The organism is Paenibacillus yanchengensis (assembly GCF_042684845.1).
In the GTDB taxonomy this organism is placed as follows: domain Bacteria; phylum Bacillota; class Bacilli; order Paenibacillales; family Paenibacillaceae; genus Pristimantibacillus; species Pristimantibacillus yanchengensis.
Window position 1 is genome coordinate 1 of sequence record NZ_JBHUMH010000021.1, and the last position, 19116, is coordinate 19116.

Below are 19116 nucleotides of genomic sequence, written 5' to 3' on the forward strand. Positions count from 1 at the left end.
ACAGAGGAAATACATCGATATGGACCTATATTGGACGTGGAAAAAAGAGAAGAAGAAAGCCGAACCCAAGTCATAAGTCCGGCAGATCATATCTAAAGGGAATTTACACATAAAAAAGGACTTGACCTGTGCAGCTTGTTGTAGCGAAAGTTTTATAAGAATAATCGTACAAATTTAGGATTTTGAAGGTTGTTACTGCGATTATTATCATCTACCACAGACTTTCTCTCTAATGAGGCAGGACTACCTGAATGGATGTCGAATTACTTTCGATATACCGATTAATACAATTGTAGTTCGCATTCATGCAGTTCATTAACTCATCATTTAGGGAGGGAAGTCATGCGAAATAAGTGGATGAATACGCCGATGATGTATGCTTTCGGAATGCTGGCGATGATGATTCCTAGCCAAGCGTTTAGTACGTATTATTTGTATTATTATTCGGATATATTAGGAATGGCAAGTGGTTACATATTGATTGCGCGTACTGTCTTTTTAATATGGGATGCTGTTAATCAGCCGCTATTTGGATATTTTTCTGATCGAACGAAAACGACGTTTGGTAGAAGGAAGCCGTGGTTATATATTGCAGTACCATTGTTTATGTTAACGTTTATTATGGTATTTAGCCCACCAGCTAATCTAGGTGAAATTAGTTTATTTGTCTGGTTTTTAGTTGCTCTTATTTTATATGAAGCGGTTGCTACAATCATTTGGGTCAACTATGGGGCATTGTTTCCAGAATTATTTCGTGGTGATGCTGTACGCACGAAAGCGTCGGCTGTTCAGCAAGGATTTCAGATTGTTGCCTTATTAATCGCTACTGCCGTATCGCCGATGATTTTTAAAGATTACGGATTTGGTGTAATGGCTGTTGTGTACGCTATACTATTTGCGTTATTTATGCTACTGTGTTTGCGGTATATACAAGAAGACAAAGAGGCAATGGAGGCTCCACAGTTAAAATTCAAAGAAGCGTTTCGTGAAACGTTGAGCAACGTTCCTTTCTGGGTATTCAACATTGCCAATTCGTTCGCTCAAACGGTCAATGGACTACTTAGTTCGACTATACCTTTCTATGCCAAATATGTGCTTAAAATACCAGAGAACCAAGTAACGATATTAATGGCTGCTATATTCGTGTCTGTTATTCCACTAGTATTTGTATGGTACTGGTTAATTCGCAAAATCGATCCGCTCAAAGGGTGGCGCTATTCTTTAATTGCTTATGCCTTATCTGTCATCCCGCTTTGGTTTGGTAACAGTTTATGGACGGGGGTCGCCGCTGGTATTTTAGTTGGTTTTGGTCTAGCGGGCTTCTTCGTAACTCCACCAGTAGTGACGGGTATGATTATCGATGAAGATACACGGCGGACAGGTAGTAGACGAGAAGGAATTTATACGGCGGTTGCCGGTTTTATTACTCGTTCGAGCGGCTTAATTTCGGCATTTGCTTTTTTTATCGTAGGGGCTATTTTTGGTTACGAAAGTGGAGATAATCCAGGTCCTGATCCAGAATCTACATTTCGTTATTTAATTAGTGTAGTACCATTTATTTTAGTAAGTATCTCGTACATTATTTCTTTATTTGTCAAAATTAAACGAACGGAATAACAATGAATCAAGCTTTCTTTCTTCATTACGAGGAGATGGAAAGCTTGTTTTGTTTTTCATTCTCTCTATTTCATATTATAATAGGTATGGTATGGTTAACGAGATAGAGATGAGGAGGTACAGACAATGCAGCCCATAGCAAGAGAAGTGATACAACAACGAATCGATGCGTTGAAAAACGAAGAGCTATATATACATTTGGAAATGACGACGGGTGCTTATTCGGCTCATTTTGATAGTAGTAAACATCCAGCAGCTACATTTATAACGAATGCTCAGGTGAAGTTTATTCATGGGACGATATCAGAAGAAGCTCCTTACCGTGTTGGTTTGAAAATGGACCATGGTTGGATATATTCGGAAGGCTTGACGCATTATGAAGAAACAGACGAAGAACGTTTAATATTGGCAGGACATGATAGTGAAGGAAAGCTGGTAGTCGCACTACAATTAAGCCGACAACCATTCTAATGATGGGAGGGAAACACACGTGAAAGAAAAACATATATTGGTTGTTTTGCCGCATCCAGACGATGAAGCGTTTGGTTTAGCTGGTACTTTAGCTATGCATATTGATCATGGGACACCGGTAACGTATGCTTGTTTGACACTTGGAGAGATGGGACGCAATATGGGTGTTCCTCCGTTTGCTAATCGAGTTACATTGCCACAAATACGCAAGCAAGAATTAGAGCGTTCGTGTGAGGCGATTGGCATTACAGATTTACGAATGTTAGGTTTTCATGATAAAACGATAGAGTTCGAAGAACCGGCTGTACTAGACAAATATATGGATGCTTTGTTAGAAGAACTAGAGCCATCATTAGTGGTAACATTTTACCCTGGCTATGCCGTTCATGCGGATCACAATGCGACTGGTGCTGCCGTTATGCGTGCGATCAAAAAACTGCCAGAAGCTAATCGCCCAAGAATTTATGCTTTAGCATTTGCTAATAATTCGGAGCAAGAGATTGGTAAACCAGATGTTGTTGTTGACGTACGTCCTTATATTGAACAAAAAGTGGCATCTTTAATGGCACACCGTTCCCAATTCCAAATGCCTGAACTAGTGGGCGATAAGCCGAAAATTACTAATAAAATAATCGAGCGTTTCGGTTATGAACGGTTTTGGACTTATTCCGTATAAATGACGATAGACGTTAGTAGTTACATGATTATATGTATAAAAATATTACGATGGACAAGGCTGCTTCTAAAATAGAAGCGGCTTTTTCCTGATGTTGTTGTTATATTTACGAACTAATGTATGAAAAATATTTTTTGTGGATAACTTTAACAGAAGGGCAACTTTAACGAATCTTAACAATAGTCTGATATAATTGTTGCAAATATTGAAGGAGGCTTTCAAGTGAATCGTGTAAGAACAGTTATAGTTGTTGTAGCATTAATGGCTTTGGTCGGCTGGGGTGTCTATGATAATCAAGCTAAAAAGTCAAAAGAAAAAGAACTGATATTGCAGCAACAATTAGATGAAGAGAAGCAAAAACTGTTAGCACAACAACAAGCTATCATGGATAATAATGGTTTAGAGCAAAACGTGCAAATAGAAGAAGGTAGTAATGAGGAAGATGAGCTTGTCGTTGGATTAAAGAAAGGTAATATTGCGCCAGATTTTGTGTTAGAATCATTAGATGGAGAAGAACGAAAGCTATCGGATTATCGTGGAAAAAAAGTTATATTAAATATGTGGGCAACGTGGTGCCCGCCATGTCGTGAAGAAATGCCGGATATGCAAAAAATGCATGAACAGCACGGTGATTCTGATATAGCAATTGTTGCTGTAAACTTAACTTCTTCGGAACAAAAAATAGAAGATATAACGGAATTTGTTGAAGAGTACGGCTTAACGTTTCCTATTTTACTAGATCCTAAAGATCAAGTGGCTGGTCGCTATCAAGTGACGAGTATTCCAACCAGTTATATATTGGATGCGGAAGGAAAAATTCAACAAAAAGTAGTAGGACCAATGTCATTTGAGATGATGAGTGAATTGTTGGAACTATAATAGTAGTCAACCGTTTCTTCTTTAGCCTATAGGAGAGTTGATGGCATCGTGATAAAAGGAAAATCAATTTTAATTATCGAGGATGAACATAAAATACGCCAGCTAATTAAAATTTATTTGGAGCAAGCTGGATTTGAAGTATGGGAATCAGCAGATGGTATAGATGCGCAACAAAAGTTTGAAGCTTATGACCCTTGTTTTGTCATTATGGATTTAATGCTGCCAGGGCAATCAGGAGAGCAGCTATGTAGCTGGATTAGGCAAAAGCAAAAAAGCGATGTACCGATTATTATGCTGACTGCCAAAGTGGACGAACAAGCTAAAATTAATGGGCTGCAAATTGGTGCAGATGATTATATGACTAAGCCATTTAGCCCGCAAGAGTTAGTCGTCAGAGTAGAAACGGTTCTTCGGAGAACAGCACATCGTTGCAGTAAAATTACTTATCGTCAGTTAACGGTGAAGCCATTGCGCGGTGAAGCGAAATATAAAGGGGAATTACTTCCTGTCACGCAACATGAGTTAAAGTTGTTACATTATTTAATGCAGCATCCGAATCAAATTGTAACTCGTGAACAAATTTTAAATGAACTATACCCGAACGAAGAAAAGATAGTAACGGAGCGGACGGTTGATGTTCATGTTAGTAAATTACGAGAGAAAATAAAATTGTCATCTACCGAACAAGAGTTGATTGAGACGATACGAGGAATGGGATATCGCTTTAATGCCTTTTAAAAACACCTGATTAGGTGTTTTTTTACTTAAAACATTCTTAACATTGCCTTGTTATAATACAATCGAAACAAGGGAAGTGATAGTAGTATAAGTAGAAATGAGGAGTTTCTTTGCTAAACATAGAGAAGCGGTCGTTGTTGTTTTGGAACAAAAGTTTGATTTGGAAATTTATGATAATTAATGGTTTAGTCATTGGAGTAGTTATTTGGCTAGTTGGCGTTTCGGTTAAAGATTTCGCATGTTTACTCGTTGATCAATATGATTATATCGGAGCCGAAAAACAAACTTTTTTTAATAGTACGATGCATTATTATCTTGTACGGGCAAGTGCTATTGCTGTCGTTGTAGCCGTGCTGTTGTATTACTTTCTGATGCGAAAAGTATTGCTTCCGCTAAAAAATTTAACTAACTCTACGAAGCAAATGATGACTGGCACTTATCCCGAGCCGGTTGTTGCACGGGCTAATGATGAAATTGGGCAATTGGGCAATCATTTTAATCAAATGGTAGAGTCGCTCAAACAAGCAGAAACGAGTCGTAAACAGTTGTTTAGTGATCTATCTCATGAGTTGCGTACTCCACTAAGTAATTTGAATGGTTATTTGGAAGCGTTGAGTAGTGGCGTTATCCATGGCAATCAAGAGCTGTATACTTCGCTTCATGAAGAAGTGCAACATATTACGAAACTAGTGGATCAAATGCAACAACTAACCGTTTGGGAACAAAAGAAGCTACAGCCACAGGCATGGAGTGAAGTGGACACTAGAAAGCTATTGCAGCAAGTACACAATAGTTTTGAACTAGAATTGAAAAACAAACAAGTGAGTTGTCACATAGATGTAGAGCCGATGCTGATTGAAGTGGATGAAACAGGAATGAAGCAAGTCGTTAGTAATTTACTGTCTAATGCGATTGCTTACAATACTAGCGATTGGATTACGATAAAAGGAAGCAAACAAACTAACTATTATGAACTAGCGATTACTAATAAAGGCGAACCTATTCCAATAGAGAAAGCTGCGCTTATTTTTGAACGAATGGTTCGAGTAGATGAGTCAAGACATCGTGATATTGGTGGTTCGGGATTAGGTTTAGCAATTGCCAAAGAAATTGTTTCGTTACATGGTGGACAGATAGTAATGCAAACGAAAGATCTGCAACATACATTCCTTATACAAATTCCATTACGACAGCATAAATCTACCTCGTCATAGCGTCCGTTTTAGAGATAAATAATTAATTACAAGGGTGAAAAGGAGAATAAAGTTATGGAAAATGCAACGGTATTTGTTGCGCTGCTTGCAGGAGTACTATCATTTTTATCGCCATGTGTTTTTCCGTTGTTGCCAGCTTATGTATCCCATTTGACAGGCACTGTAGTTGAAAATAATAAAATAGCTGCTAATAAACGCGTATTGATGGTTCGTTCGATCTTTTTTATACTGGGATTTAGTATTATCTTCGTAGCGATGGGCGCATCTGCTAGTTTTATAGGTCAATTTTTAGTTGGAAATCGTGATTGGATTGAAAAAATTAGTGGATTATTAATTATCATTTTTGGATTACAGATGGCAGGGATGCTGTCGCTACGATTTTTAATGATGGACAAAAAGTTTATTAATACAGATAACAAAAAAGCCGGGAACTTTAGTTCAATGTTGTTAGGGCTTGCCTTTGGTTCTGGTTGGACCCCTTGTGTTGGGCTGGCGCTATCTTCTATATTACTTCTCGCTGGATCAAGTGAAACGTTATATAGTGGAATGTGGCTACTTTTTGTTTATTCGATTGGACTGGGCATACCGTTTCTGTTAATATCTTTAGCATTAACGTATTCTTTATCGATACTTAGAAAGATCAATCGTTGGTTACCGTTACTGTCAAAAATCAATGGTTGGATATTAATCGGGATGGGTTTGTTAGTATTTACTGGTCAATTAACAAAAATAACTGCTTGGCTAGCGAAGTATTCGTTATTTACGATATAATCAATCGTTTGATGAGGAGGATAATAAATAGCTATGGCTAACAATGTAACAGCGTTAAAATTGTTCACACTGAGTGCTTGCCCAATGGGCAGATCCATGGGGATGGTAATGGATGAAGTACAAGCAAGATATACATCGTTACATATCGACATCATTTATGTGGAAATAGAAGCTGAGCTAGCGAATGAATATCGAATTAAAACAAATCCGACAACATTATTTATTAACGATCATAATGAAGAGCTGTTTCGGATGGAAGGATTTGTAGAAACAGAAGTTATTGTTGATTATATCGAACAATTAAATGAAGGCATATTTATGCTCGACGAGAAGCTACCTCCGAATGAATCTGTGCAGGAAACGTATACTGTTTATTTGTCGGATGGGACGAAATTGGTTGCTGCTAGCCATACTTATTATAATCAAACAGCAATTGCTGCTCCGCGAATTCATGCTATATTGTCATTGTTGTCTGCAACAGCAGATGGGCTTTACAATCCATTTCCGCTCGAAACAAAACTAATTAGTGTACAGTTTATTGAGAGGGTTGGTACGGTTACGTTGGGCATTGCTGACTATAAATCACTTGAAATATCAGAGCAAACACATGCATTAATGAAACAAGCGTTACAATTAACTTTGCAGTCGTTTGATGTTACTGATGTGGAGTTGATCATAGCATAAAATAATACGATAAAAAACAGGAGATCCTCTGCGGAATACCCTGTTTTTTTAGTTGATAAAGCAGTAGCTAGCAATCAATGCTATAATAATGATAACAAGGACGAGGTAAATACACAAAATAAGTAAAGAAGTGATGGTGTCATGTCGGAACTAGGCAGCGGTTTAGTGAAGCGGAAGGAAAAATTACTTCATAAGTATCTGTCTGGAAATGCAATGGATTATAAGCAAGTTTTCGCTATTTTAATTCCTATTTTCGTGGATCAAGCGTTTATTGTCATTATGTCGATTATTAATACAGCGATGATTAGTTCTTCTGGAGTTGCAGCTATTAGTGCAGTAAGTATGGTAGATTCATTGAATATGTTTATTATTAGTTTATTTATTGCCGTTGCTACTGGAGGAACGGTTATTGTTGCCCAGTACAAGGGGAGCGGTAATCCACAGAAAGTATCGGAAGCAGCAGCACAATCTATTTTAGCAGTTTCTGTAATTTCTATAGTTGTTAGTATTCTAGTTATCATATTTCACCAACCGTTACTTCAAATATTATTTGGTAAAGCAGAAGCAGAAGTGTTTCGAAATGCAGAAATTTATTTGGTAGGTATAGCTATTTCTTTTCCGTTTTTTGCGGTTTATCAAGCGATTGTAGGTGCATTGCGCGGAGTAGCAGAAACACGAGCTAGCTTAATGCTATCGGTTATTATGAATTTAACTGCTGTTTTATTGAATGTTATTTTTATTGTTGGCTTTAAGATGGGGATCATGGGGCTTGTTATTTCGATTATTGCATCAAGAGTGATCGGTGTAGCAGTATCTTTACTCTACTTAATTAAATTCAACCAAACGTTACGTTTTCGAATGAAGCATGCGCTGCGGGTAAATGTGGAGCTACTCAAAAAAATAATGTATATCGGTGTACCATTTGCCGCAGAACAATTATTTTTTAACGGTGGGAAGCTATTAACGCAAACGTTTATAGTACAGCTTGGTACATTTGCGATAACCGCTAATGCGATTGGTAATTCAATCTCGTTGTTGTATCAGATCGGTGGGATGGCACTTAGCGTTGGAATTGTAACAGTAGTCGGTCAATGTATTGGGAGTCGGAATGTAGCAGATGCCAAAAAGTTTATCTATTCTTTTCTTGGTTTAGGTGGTATTTTATTTCTAATTGCTACGGCGATTATTTTACCGCTCTATCCGGTCATTGTCAGCTTCTATTCTCCACCACCACAAATAATACCCGAAATATTCCAATTAGTATTACTTATTACGATTGCTCAGCCATTTCTATGGTGTGTTAGTTTCGTATTACCATCTGCATTACGTTCTGCCGGGGATTCCAAATATACATCTGTTGTTTCGTTGATGACGATGTGGATATTGCGAATTGGTTTAGGCTATGTACTTGGAATAACGTTGGGTTATGGTTTAATGGGAATATGGATTGCAATGGTGACAGAATGGGCAGCAAGAGGGGCGTTTTTCTTATGGCGCTTACGTGGGGACAAATGGTACAAACATAAATTGATTTAAAAAAGGGCGTTGATATCAGTGACGTTGCAGCAATTAAAATATGTACTTGAAATTAATAAGCGTGGTTCAATCAATGAAGCAGCCAAACATCTGTTTATTTCGCAACCAAGCTTATCGAATGCAGTCAAAGAGCTAGAAAATGAATTGAAGTTAACGATATTTGAACGAACGAACAAAGGTATTACGTTGACTAAAAAAGGTGTAGAGTTTTTAAGCTATGCAAGGCAAGTGGTGGAGCAAGCAGAGTTATTAGAAAATCGTTATTTGAATGCTGTACCATCGAGCCAGCACTTTTCGGTATCGACGCAGCATTATGCGTTTGCTGTTAATGCTTTTGTGAAATTGGTGAAAGAATATGGACATGAAGAATATGAGCTGGCCATTCGCGAAACAAAAACGTACGAAATTATTGAAGATGTAAAAACGATGCGAAGCGAAATCGGCATTTTATTTTTGAATGACTTTAATCGAAACGTATTAATGAAGCTGTTGAAAGATGCGAACCTTACCTTTACTAGTTTGTTTATTGCTGAGCCGCATATATTTATTAGTGTTCATAATCCGCTGGCGAAAGAAAGCAGTGTTGTTATTGATCAACTAGAACCGTATCCGTACTTATCATTTGAACAAGGAGAATATAATTCTTTTTATTTTTCGGAAGAGATTTTAAGTACATTAACGAGGCGAAAAAGTATTAAGGTGACCGATCGAGCCACATTGTTCAATTTGTTGATTGGATTAAATGGCTATACGATTTCGACAGGTGTACTTAGTAGAGATTTGAATAGTAATAAAATTATACCTGTACCACTAGAAATTGAGGATCGGATTGATGTGGGATGGATTGCTCACAAAACGGTCGCTCTCTCTCGTTTAGCAACAGCATACGTTGATTTTCTACATCAAAGTGTTAAAATTTCTGATAATTAAATGGGAAACTGAAATAACCTCTACTTCTATCAACCCTAGAATGGTAAAGCAGCTGTGCTTGCATCTAGCGTGCTAGTTAGTAGAGGTTATTTGATTAGTCTGTGAGAAATTGTTGGACATCTGCTGGTTTATATTTACTCACAGTTGCCATCAGCTCGACTAATGACCTACCTTCCTCTCGGAGTTCATCCATCGTGACATCTGCTTTAATTAGTCCTTTATGTAGTATTATAGCTCGATCGATGACATTTTCAATTTCATCAATAATATGGGTAGTCATAATGATCGAATCATCTTCCCGCATTTGCGAAACCATTAGCTTTAAAAAATCTCGGCGGGTAAACATATCTTTTCCGTTAAACGGTTCATCCATTATTGTATATTCCGCACGTTTAGCGAAGCCAGCACTGATTTCTAATTTGGACTTTTCACCGGTAGACATCGTTTTAATTTTTTGATTCTCATCTAATTTAAAGTAAGCTAACAACTTAGTAAAATGCCGATAATCGAATTTTGGAAAAAAATCAGCTAAAAACTGTGCATATTGTTTGGGTGTAAACGAGGGAAAGTAGCTACCTTCTTCCGTTATAAAGGCTAGCTTTTCGTATTGTTTTTCGACTGGTTTACCATCGACAAGAATGTGCCCGTAGTTATAACTCGGATTACCAAGTCCCATCATCGCTTTAAGTAATGTTGTTTTTCCAGCACCGTTCGCTCCTACTATAGCTACAATTTCACCTTTGGGAATAATTAGTTCATTAATATTTAATTTTAAACCGTTATTGGGGTATAGTTTGGCGACAAATTTTAACTCGATCATGTTACTCATTCTCCTTTCCATCTAGATAGCTCAGTCGAAGCTGTTTTACTTTGCGAAAATCCAAGTTGCCTTGCAAGATAGTATCTTCCATCCGTTGTTCTAATGACTGGTTGTGCCAGCGTAATTTGTCGTCATTTAGTGGGGTTTGGAAATAGCCAGCATAGATGAGTTCGTTGTTTTCGATTACATGTAACATGATGCGGATAGGCGCGATATCGACGATCCGATTAGCCTCGCTCTTCTCATACATAGCTGCTACATAGTACAAGCGGTCATTGACTAGTAAAGCATCTTGCACGTAGCCATCTCGAAAACTGTCAACACCGTAAGATGTATCAAAATAAGTTAGTTCAGCAACGTTAGCAATTAGCTTGCCATCACCGGACTGTTGCTGATCAATCGTTACAAAAAATTGCTGCTCTTCGTTGTGGTGGGTGAAGGCAATGGTCAATTGTTTGTTTTCTTTATGGACGAAAGTAGTGTATTTACTATTGAACGATTGTCGGAAGAATTTTTGATCGATATAAGGTGTTACATCTAACGCCTCTGTTTGCACCAGTTGTCCATCCAATGTATATTGCTGCACAATTAATTCGTTGTGATGTTGTAGCCCGATAATATATAGGTGTTCGCCCAACGACTCCAGTCCAAGCACAGCTAAATTTGCTTCGTCACTAACTGCACCAGCTACTGCAAGTGGAAACTTTGCTATACGCTCGGGATAATGGGGCTTATTGTCATTATAAAAGGCTTCTGATTCAGGAAAAGTTAATCGATAAATAATATTTGTTCCGCTATCTGCACCAGATGTTAATGCCGTAAAATAACCAATGCCGTTCACGATAGTAGCCCCATAATGCTCTACATTTCTATATAAATAATCTTCATTTGTTTCTACAAATGCAATCGGTACTTTAACTGCTGGGAAATTATGTCTTTGGTTATTTTGTTGATCAATAAGCGTTGTGAACAGCTTTGTTATATCACCTTCACGCCAAATATCCATCTGGTAATGTTCGGCATGGAACGATGGTCGTATCGAGTAGGGTGTTGGCTCGTATTTTTTGAAAGGTGTCAATTTTGCCATCACTTCATCTTGTTGCCAAGTAAATGTTGTTTGATGAAAGTTATCGGTCATTGTTCCGTCTAGCTGTAGTTCTTTCACCGTATCTTCCTCTCCCACTTGGCTAACGAGTACTACGGGAAAATGCTGTGAGGCATTGGCTTGAAAGATGTAAAAAGAGCCAAGTAATCCCCCACAACAGAGAAGTATAATAACAATAAAATGTTTTTTTATCCAGCGTGGCATTCGTGACATTAGACGACTGCTCCTTTCCGAATCAATTGTAAACTATCCCATATAAAAAAGAGGGAAGCTAACGTCAACACAATAGCATTAATGATCATCGATCGTTCGTCATAATAAATTGGAAAGACCCTTAAATCTAAAAATAGATGAGTGAAGCTAATAATAACAGGCAATAAAAATAAATGCGTTGTTAAATGGCGATCGCTAATGAAATGTAATATCGTCCGCATAATGGCTGTTATGAGTACAAGGCAACTACTTACAACGACGAAGAGAACTAGCGGCGTTTTTGGCCATAGTAGGTGGAAGAGCGGTAATCGTAAAAAAGCAAGATACAGCCCATTATCCATTGATAATATTCCATTATTATAGTTACCCAACGCCATTTCCATCATATAATAACCAGCAATAAACGTAATAAGTTGGGCACAGTATAGAAGGAGTATCGCTATAAAAGCGGCAAGTAATTTAGCAAAATAAATAAAAGAACGATGTAATGGTAAGGTTAGCAAAGTGTAGATGCTTCTACCTCGTTTTGAGAACGGAACTTGAAAAGAATAAGCAATTACGAGAAGTAGCGCAATAAAAGCAAGTGTAAAGAGCCAGACACTTCCACTGTTCGTATATAAATGTTCATAACGTTCAAAGGTGTTGGAGAAGGAGTAGTTTTTCAGCTCCAACCCAATCAGCCACAAGCTTGATGCTATCAATGCTATACTGATAACTGCTACATATTTAAGTAAGTGATATACTTCGTAGTGAAGTAATCGATAAAAACGTTTCATAATACCTCCTTAAGGTTCTTCGTTTTTGGTTGTCGTTGTTGTATCCCACATCTTACGGATTAGTTCTACTACTTTATCTACGGATAGATGGACATCTTGTGCAGATTGGACAAAGTTAGCTACTAACTCTTCTGTTAGCTCTGTTTCGATTTGTGTAAATATAGTCGTATCACAGTAAATCGTACTGCCGTGCGTCGATGTCGTTTTTACATATCCAGCTTCCTCCATATAGCGAAACGCTTTTTGTACAGTGTTCGGGTTAATATTGAGTTGTGCAGCAATTTCGCGTCGCGAAGGAAGTTTGGAACCAGTAATAGCATGACCTAGCAAAATTTGTTGTTTGACATACAAAGCTAGCTGTAGATAGACCGGGTCTTTGTTATTTAATTGTAAGGACTGAAATTGTACCATCATGAAGGTCACCTACTTTATTTGAATGCGAATATCACTATAGCGACGTAAAAAGCGATCATTTAATCTTGTTTTTTGTTGCTTGCCAATAGTTGTTGCTAATCCTTGCAAATCACTATTGAGATCAGATACTACTTTTCCGGTATAAGTTAACTCATTTACTTCATACACGAACAACTGTATGTGAACAGGTGCAAAAGTGGGGGAAGTAATAACATTTGTTGCATCACTATAAACTAAAGTTACATAATATAGCCGATCGTTATAATAAAGCGCATGTCGTGTATCAGGCATAAGGTGTACGTTGTCTTCCTCTGCCACCTGTATAGGAGCTTCATAGACATCTTCTTGCTGTAAGGAGATGCGGGTAATGTTTTCTATTGTAAGCTGCTCCTGGTGTTGGATCGTGACAAACAATTTTTCATCCGTACTTTCGTTATAGAACTGCAAAATTACTTGATTAAGTTGATTATTATTATATATTTCGTAAGTAGCTGCAAAACCGTCGGAAGAATCAGTAGTTGGATTTGCTAATGGAACATCTGCAATGATAGCTTCCTGTACCAATTGTCCAGCAATGGAATATCGCTGTAGTATGAGTTGATCTGAACGATGGGCTAGCAGTAGTAAATGATCACCAATCGTTTCTAATCCTAATATAGTGAAAGCTGTATGTTCCTTATCTTCGTTAACTTGTAAATCGAGCGCTACAATCGGTTGATCAAAAGTGTCCCTTTGTTTATTGAAAGATACTGGTACTTCGTTTGCTACTAGTTTATAAATACCATTTGTCCCTATATATTGTGTAGAGGTTGGTAGTGTGAAATAAACGGAATTGCCCAGTTTGGTAACGCCATAATCTACTGGATTAGCAAATGACGCGGAGCTAGTCGTTGGAAGGGTAGGGATACGAATGGTAGCTTGCACAGGGACAGCACTGTTTTTGTCATAGGCTTCCATCCACTCTATAGTAAATTCATTTCCTAGAGCCGTTCCTAATATCGTATATGGAGCATCGTTGCTGATAGTTCGGGTTACATATTCATTACCAATGCGTTCTGCAAACAACGTACGTGGTTGGATTTGATCAAAAACAGTCGTTGTTACGTCAATTTTCTCGCCGTCCCATATAAACTGATTCCGATGATAACTATCGCTCGTTGTACCATTAATTTCTACTTGTTCTAACGTACTAGCGTCACCACTCAAGTGGTTAATAGAGATAGGAAAATCTTTGCTTGCTGCGAACGTTTTATGTAATAGAAACGCAAGTACAAGACAAGCGATAAGGAGACAAGGAAGGGCAAGATGTCTATGAATACGACGACTATAGTGCTGCCAATATTCTTTCGCATCCATTATGACATCCCTCCTTTTTTGTACCAATATAGACTAGAGCTTATAAAATATAAGGAAAATAAATATACAATTGTTATCGGTAGCCATAATTGATTACTATGGATACTGTCTGTTACATCGAGCTGGAGAAGTAGGGGAATTAAAAACAGTTGTATAAAGATAACAGCAGTTACAGAACTCAAAAGGTGGTGCACTTTGGAATGATTTTTTATATGTAAAATGCTGTAGTAAAACAGCGTAGCGATATACAGTAAACCACTGATTAAAAAGTGATAGCTGGCTACATTCATTGGAAAAAGCACCCGCATAAAATGGGAACGAATAAAGGCTAAAAAATAAGAATAGTCCGCTGATCGTAAAGGTGGTACTTGTCCCCATATGTTACTTTGTTGCTGCTCAAAAATGGAATAGCCCATGTAAAACGTCAGCAGTTGTACAGCGAATAAACAGAGTAATGCGATAAGTAATGCGCATAGTGAGCTGAAATAGTGAAGCACACGCCGCACGGGCAATGTTAATAAAGTGTAAATGCTTTTATGTTCAGCTTGCTGAGAGTATATGCTCCAAACGAACACGATAAATAGACTTAATAAACTGAGCAGAAAAAGATAAGGCGCTCCAGAATGACTATATAATTGATCGTACCTAGTTTGTAAAAAAACATCTGTTGTTGATAGAGCGGAATTGATAAGTAGGAGAGATGTTACAAGTAGAAACAAGCTACTAATGAGTAGCGTATAAGTCAATTTTGAAAAATAATAATTAAGTAATATATAAAAATGTTTTAACTCAATCAAACGACTCACCTCATTACTGTATTAGAGCTATAGTACAGTTGTAATATAACTGTATTATGCATGTAGTACAGTGTAGTGTCAATAAGTAATTAGCGGAAAAAAGTTTCAGTTTTTATACAGAGATAACAAAAGTCATGTTACTATTAGGTATAATAGTGATCGGTTTATTATTGCCATTCATAGCAATTGTAGTACTTGGAGTGGCAGGATAGAGTAGGGGGATTACAGTGGAACAGACGATATTAATTGTGGAAGATGAAGAAAAAATTGCACGCTTATTACAAATAGAGCTAGAAATAGAAGGATATAAAGTTGTTTGTTGCAACGATGGGTTTGCGGGATTAACAACATTTCGTGAGCAATCGTTTGATTTAGTATTATTGGATATTATGTTACCTAACATGAATGGAATAGAAGTGTTACGTCGGATTCGGACGAATGATCAAGTCACCCCAGTTATTTTATTAACAGCCAAAGATACAGTAGAAGATAAAGTAACGGGGCTTGATGATGGAGCTAACGATTATATTACCAAACCATTTCAAATTGAAGAGCTATTTGCTCGTATTCGAGCAGTGTTAAGACAAAGTTTGGCGAAAAAGCAAGGGACTGTATCAGTAGTGGAAGCTGACGAGGTTTTATTACAAGTAGCAGATTTGACTGTAAATGAAAAGACGAGAGACGTTCGCAGGGCAAATCAAATCATTGAATTAACGCCAAGAGAATTTGATTTACTCGTTTATTTGTTAAAGAACAAACGCCAAGTGTTACATAGAGAACAAATATTGGAAGCCGTTTGGGGTTTCGATTACTATGGGGAAACGAATATTGTTGATGTGTATATACGTTATTTGCGCAAAAAAATTGAACAAGGACAAGAGATGGAACTCATTCATACTGTACGGGGAATCGGCTATGTCTTGAAAGAAGCGAATTAGGATGAAACTAAACATAAACTTAAATCTGAAAAGTAAGATGCATATTTATTCATCAGTTTTATTTGCTGTTTTATTGTTACTAATGAATATATTAATCTATTTTTTATTTCAATATTTGCTACTAGATAGTGAACAAAAACGAGTTGATCGTGAACTTACAGCTATTGCTCGTGGAATCCAAGAACAAGCGGAATTGTTACCAGTAGCTGACTTATTACGTGCTTATGTACCGATTGATGGCATGCTGCAAGTAGTAGGAGAGAAAAAAGGTGGATTTACACCTGTTACGTCACCTTCACAAGTGAAGCTCATTGATTGGTCAACACAATTTCACCCGAAAAAGCAGCTAGAAGTAGTAGAGTTTGCGGGGAGCAGTTACTTATTTGCTTCTATTCCAGTCATTTGGAACGATGGGCAAGTGGTAAATTTGCAGCTCATGGAAAGTTTGCAGAGTACGATGAATAATTTGCGATCGTTGAAGTATGTTTTAATTATTGTAACATTACTAGCTTTAATACCTGCCTTTTTCTCTGGTCGATTACTCGGTAATTTAATTGTGCAGCCGATTCGAGCGATGACGGGTACGATGCGTGATATTCAAAAAAGCGGGAAGTTTAAACGAATACCGTTGGAAGAAAAGTCCAAAGATGAACTAGTCGAAATGGGCGAAACGTTTAACCGAATGATTGATTTGCTAGAAAATAACTTTGCTAGGCAAGAAAGCTTTGTCTCTAATGCATCTCACGAACTTCGTACCCCGTTAACAGTTATTGAAAGCTACGCTAGTTTATTAAAAAGAAAAGGGCTGGAGCGACCAGAGTTATTCAATGAATCAATTGAAGCGATCCATTCTGAAGCAATTAGAATGCGAGAGATGGCGGAGCAATTGCTTATGCTTGCCAAAGATAAACAGCATTGGAATCTAGAAAAAACAGAAGTAGCATTAGTGATGTTTGCTCAAAAAAGTGCTGCTGATTTTCAATCCGGTTATGAACGTGCAGTAGTAGTGGATAGCGAAGCGGAGTGTCTCGTAATGACGGATGCTAAATTATTAAAACAATTGTTATTTATATTTTTGGAAAATGCTTATAAATATAGCGAAGAAACAATTACGATTACAGTCGCTCATGATGAGCAAGGAAATTGGCTAAGAATCAGTGATCGTGGGATGGGTATGGCGAGAGATGAGCTAGAAAAAGTGTTTGATCGTTTTTATCGAGTAGATAAAGTACGGAGCCGACAACAAGGTGGGTTGGGACTAGGTTTATCTTTAGCAAAAGAAATTGCAGACGCACTTCATATTCAATTGGTGATGGACAGTTTAGAAGGAGTTGGTACTACCGTCACCCTACTATGGTCTTCTTCTGAAGTGGAACAGCAGCGATAATGAAGAACAAAATTAATGAAATTCTCACTGATTTCTCATAATCGTTTGTTATAGTTTGATTTAGACAGAGGAAGAAATGCAATAGGAAGAGGTGTGCAATTAATGATGCGAATGAAATGGAACAAGCTGACTATTACATCAGTAGTAATCGTAGTTGCAGTAGTAATGGTCATCTTTATAAAACCATGGAAAGGGAATGCAGAGCAAATATCAGCTCAAGCTGCTACCGACGCATTACTTAATCAATATGCTGGTGAAGTAAAGGATGTCTTGAAATCAGGAAATGCCTATATTATGAAGTTACAAACGAAACAAGGAATGTATGAAGTAGAAGTGGATGCGGTTAATGGAGATGTCGTTGCGTTACAATTGCTGGAATCAGCAGTTGTGGAAGGAATTGATGAAGCTACAGCGATTGAAATTGCCCAAGCAGAAGTTGGAAAATTGCAAAACAACGATGATCCAATCGCAAACATAACTTCAACAAACGCACCACCACGAGAGCCATCTATTTCTAATAAAGATGATGATCATGATGATGGAAATCGCACATCAAGTGTAGAAACTAATCGTCCAACGGCAGTAAATAAAGAGCCAACGGCTACTTCTAAGCCAGTAGCTACACGACGACCAGAACATAGTAAACAACCAAACAAACAAGCTAACAAACCAGTGAGTGCCGCAACGGAAAAAGTGAAAAATAAAGAATCGACGAAAGAAACGGTTAATAAAACTACTTGGTTATCGAAAGAAAAGGCTGGTAAGTTAGCGAAAGCACATATGAAAGGTAAAATAGAAGATATCGATTTTTACAAGCCGCATAATGGGCAAGCATATTATTTGGTCGAATTAGATATTAATAGAGATAAAGATGCGATTGTACAAGTCAATGCAGTTTCAGGAGCTATTATGTCAGTTGTTTGGGATAACGATGATGATGATGGTGATAAGCACAATGACGACAAGCACAAAGACGACAAGCACAAAGATGACGATGATGACTGGGATCATAACAACGACGACAACGATGATGACGATGATTGGGATGATAACAATCATTAATGAAATTCTCATCAAATTCTAATGTAACTTTAGCGGACTTCTCATCTTGGTACAATATACTAATAAGTGTCAAGGAGATAGGTTAGACAAACAAACAGAGGAGAGAGAGAAATGAAAAAAAGAGCGAAAATTATTGCATTAACTACAGCGGCTATGTTATTAGTTAGCTCAATCGGTTTTGGAACAATGGGCACAGTAGAGGCACATAAGGAAACAAAGAAAAGTGAACGAATTTCTGTAGAAGAAGCAAATAAGTTAGCACTAGCTGTTAAACCAGGAAAAATTAAAAGTGTAGAACTAGAAAAAGATGACGGTCGTGTCTACTACGACTATGAAGTACTTATAAATAATAAGTTATATGATATCCATATTGATGCCTACAGCGGTAAGACGCTAAAAGTTGAATTAGAAAAAGTATATACACGCACGAAGACAATAGATATACAAAAAAAGAAAGAAAATAACAAAAAACATACAAGCACTAAAAAGAAATCGAAAAAAAGACTGACTTCTAAAGAAGCGGCGAGTATTGCAGCTAAACATGTACAAGGTAAAGTAGAGGATATTGATTTGGATAAAGACGATGGTCGTTATATATATGAAGTAGAACTAAAAACAAAACGTGGCGAAGTAGATGTCGATGTAGATGCATATAGTGGTAAAATATTAAAAGTGGACTATGACGATAACGATAACGATGATGACGACGATGATCGTTATGATGATTAATAA

19 protein-coding genes are annotated in these 19116 nt (G+C 37.4%); 14 read left to right on the forward strand and 5 right to left on the reverse strand.

The window, feature by feature from the left end; genetic code table 11:
* Window positions 1-342 precede the first annotated feature (342 nt).
* The 10 genes from ACFSTH_RS09915 to ACFSTH_RS09960 all read left to right on the forward strand — a co-directional run bounded on the left by ACFSTH_RS09915 (window position 343) and on the right by ACFSTH_RS09960 (window position 9516).
* Window positions 343-1617 (forward strand): MFS transporter, encoded by a 1275-nt coding sequence (locus ACFSTH_RS09915; RefSeq protein ID WP_377774486.1) that lies wholly within the window; start codon window positions 343-345, stop codon window positions 1615-1617.
* A gap of 126 nt (window positions 1618-1743) precedes the next feature.
* Window positions 1744-2088 (forward strand): YojF family protein, encoded by a 345-nt coding sequence (locus tag ACFSTH_RS09920; protein WP_377774484.1) that lies wholly within the window; start codon window positions 1744-1746, stop codon window positions 2086-2088.
* 19 nt (window positions 2089-2107) lie between these two features.
* Window positions 2108-2764 carry a bacillithiol biosynthesis deacetylase BshB2 gene (gene bshB2, locus ACFSTH_RS09925; RefSeq protein WP_377774482.1) on the forward strand — a complete coding sequence of 219 codons (657 nt, stop codon included), beginning with the start codon at window positions 2108-2110 and terminating at the stop codon, window positions 2762-2764.
* 222 nt (window positions 2765-2986) lie between these two features.
* Entirely contained in the window at window positions 2987-3643 is a 657-nt protein-coding gene (locus ACFSTH_RS09930) for a TlpA disulfide reductase family protein (RefSeq protein ID WP_377774480.1), read from the forward strand.
* Between the two features lie 48 nt (window positions 3644-3691).
* Complete coding sequence (locus ACFSTH_RS09935) at window positions 3692-4381, forward strand: response regulator transcription factor (RefSeq protein WP_377774478.1); 690 nt, start codon at window positions 3692-3694, stop codon at window positions 4379-4381.
* 110 nt (window positions 4382-4491) lie between these two features.
* On the forward strand, window positions 4492-5595 hold the full coding sequence (locus ACFSTH_RS09940) for a sensor histidine kinase (protein ID WP_377774476.1): 1104 nt from the start codon (window positions 4492-4494) through the stop codon (window positions 5593-5595).
* Between the two features lie 54 nt (window positions 5596-5649).
* Entirely contained in the window at window positions 5650-6366 is a 717-nt protein-coding gene (locus ACFSTH_RS09945; RefSeq protein WP_377774474.1) for a cytochrome c biogenesis CcdA family protein, read from the forward strand.
* A gap of 33 nt (window positions 6367-6399) precedes the next feature.
* Window positions 6400-7050: a hypothetical protein gene (locus ACFSTH_RS09950; RefSeq protein WP_377774472.1), complete on the forward strand. Its 651-nt coding sequence runs from the start codon at window positions 6400-6402 to the stop codon at window positions 7048-7050.
* 141 nt (window positions 7051-7191) lie between these two features.
* Window positions 7192-8586: an MATE family efflux transporter gene (locus tag ACFSTH_RS09955; protein WP_377774470.1), complete on the forward strand. Its 1395-nt coding sequence runs from the start codon at window positions 7192-7194 to the stop codon at window positions 8584-8586.
* A gap of 18 nt (window positions 8587-8604) precedes the next feature.
* Entirely contained in the window at window positions 8605-9516 is a 912-nt protein-coding gene (locus tag ACFSTH_RS09960; protein ID WP_377774512.1) for a LysR family transcriptional regulator, read from the forward strand.
* A gap of 94 nt (window positions 9517-9610) precedes the next feature.
* On the opposite strand, the gene ACFSTH_RS09965 is transcribed toward ACFSTH_RS09960, so the two are convergent.
* Genes ACFSTH_RS09965 through ACFSTH_RS09985 form a run of 5 tightly spaced genes read right to left on the reverse strand, consistent with a single transcriptional unit; the run spans window position 9611 to window position 14200 of the window.
* A complete protein-coding gene (locus ACFSTH_RS09965; protein ID WP_377774468.1) occupies window positions 9611-10336 on the reverse strand; it encodes an ATP-binding cassette domain-containing protein in 726 nt (241 codons plus the stop codon).
* A 1-nt stretch (window position 10337) separates the two neighbouring features.
* The gene (locus ACFSTH_RS09970; protein ID WP_377774466.1) at window positions 10338-11654 is read right to left on the reverse strand and encodes a hypothetical protein; all 1317 of its coding nucleotides are present in this window, start codon (window positions 11652-11654) and stop codon (window positions 10338-10340) included.
* On the reverse strand, window positions 11654-12430 hold the full coding sequence (locus tag ACFSTH_RS09975) for a hypothetical protein (RefSeq protein WP_377774464.1): 777 nt from the start codon (window positions 12428-12430) through the stop codon (window positions 11654-11656). Before ACFSTH_RS09975 ends, ACFSTH_RS09970 begins: the two co-directional genes overlap by 1 nt.
* A gap of 9 nt (window positions 12431-12439) precedes the next feature.
* Window positions 12440-12844, reverse strand: coding sequence for a GntR family transcriptional regulator (locus ACFSTH_RS09980; protein ID WP_377774462.1), 405 nt, complete (start codon window positions 12842-12844; stop codon window positions 12440-12442).
* A gap of 9 nt (window positions 12845-12853) precedes the next feature.
* A complete protein-coding gene (locus tag ACFSTH_RS09985) occupies window positions 12854-14200 on the reverse strand; it encodes a hypothetical protein (RefSeq protein ID WP_377774460.1) in 1347 nt (448 codons plus the stop codon).
* Window positions 14201-15224: 1024 nt separating this feature from the next.
* Between ACFSTH_RS09985 and ACFSTH_RS09990 the strand changes: the two genes are divergently transcribed.
* The 4 genes from ACFSTH_RS09990 (at window position 15225) to ACFSTH_RS10005 (ending at window position 19113) form a co-directional block, all read left to right on the forward strand.
* Entirely contained in the window at window positions 15225-15935 is a 711-nt protein-coding gene (locus tag ACFSTH_RS09990; protein ID WP_377774458.1) for a response regulator transcription factor, read from the forward strand.
* Between the two features lies 1 nt (window position 15936).
* Complete coding sequence (locus tag ACFSTH_RS09995; RefSeq protein ID WP_377774456.1) at window positions 15937-17322, forward strand: sensor histidine kinase; 1386 nt, start codon at window positions 15937-15939, stop codon at window positions 17320-17322.
* Window positions 17323-17424: 102 nt separating this feature from the next.
* Entirely contained in the window at window positions 17425-18384 is a 960-nt protein-coding gene (locus ACFSTH_RS10000) for a PepSY domain-containing protein (protein WP_377774454.1), read from the forward strand.
* A 111-nt stretch (window positions 18385-18495) separates the two neighbouring features.
* Window positions 18496-19113: a PepSY domain-containing protein gene (locus tag ACFSTH_RS10005; RefSeq protein WP_377774452.1), complete on the forward strand. Its 618-nt coding sequence runs from the start codon at window positions 18496-18498 to the stop codon at window positions 19111-19113.
* Window positions 19114-19116 lie beyond the last annotated feature (3 nt).

What these genes read in the sequence shown, in the direction of transcription:
- ACFSTH_RS09970 (WP_377774466.1), bottom strand. Translation starts at nt 11,654, where the DNA reads ATGTCACGAATGCCACGCTGGATAAAAAAACATTTTATTGTTATTATA.
- ACFSTH_RS09915 (WP_377774486.1), top strand. Translation starts at nt 343, where the DNA reads ATGCGAAATAAGTGGATGAATACGCCGATGATGTATGCTTTCGGAATG.
- ACFSTH_RS09965 (WP_377774468.1), bottom strand. Translation starts at nt 10,336, where the DNA reads ATGATCGAGTTAAAATTTGTCGCCAAACTATACCCCAATAACGGTTTA.
- ACFSTH_RS09950 (WP_377774472.1), top strand. Translation starts at nt 6,400, where the DNA reads ATGGCTAACAATGTAACAGCGTTAAAATTGTTCACACTGAGTGCTTGC.
- ACFSTH_RS09985 (WP_377774460.1), bottom strand. Translation starts at nt 14,200, where the DNA reads ATGGATGCGAAAGAATATTGGCAGCACTATAGTCGTCGTATTCATAGA.
- ACFSTH_RS09955 (WP_377774470.1), top strand. Translation starts at nt 7,192, where the DNA reads ATGTCGGAACTAGGCAGCGGTTTAGTGAAGCGGAAGGAAAAATTACTT.
- ACFSTH_RS09995 (WP_377774456.1), top strand. Translation starts at nt 15,937, where the DNA reads ATGAAACTAAACATAAACTTAAATCTGAAAAGTAAGATGCATATTTAT.
- ACFSTH_RS09980 (WP_377774462.1), bottom strand. Translation starts at nt 12,844, where the DNA reads ATGATGGTACAATTTCAGTCCTTACAATTAAATAACAAAGACCCGGTC.
- ACFSTH_RS10005 (WP_377774452.1), top strand. Translation starts at nt 18,496, where the DNA reads ATGAAAAAAAGAGCGAAAATTATTGCATTAACTACAGCGGCTATGTTA.
- ACFSTH_RS09945 (WP_377774474.1), top strand. Translation starts at nt 5,650, where the DNA reads ATGGAAAATGCAACGGTATTTGTTGCGCTGCTTGCAGGAGTACTATCA.
- ACFSTH_RS09975 (WP_377774464.1), bottom strand. Translation starts at nt 12,430, where the DNA reads ATGAAACGTTTTTATCGATTACTTCACTACGAAGTATATCACTTACTT.
- ACFSTH_RS09920 (WP_377774484.1), top strand. Translation starts at nt 1,744, where the DNA reads ATGCAGCCCATAGCAAGAGAAGTGATACAACAACGAATCGATGCGTTG.
- ACFSTH_RS10000 (WP_377774454.1), top strand. Translation starts at nt 17,425, where the DNA reads ATGATGCGAATGAAATGGAACAAGCTGACTATTACATCAGTAGTAATC.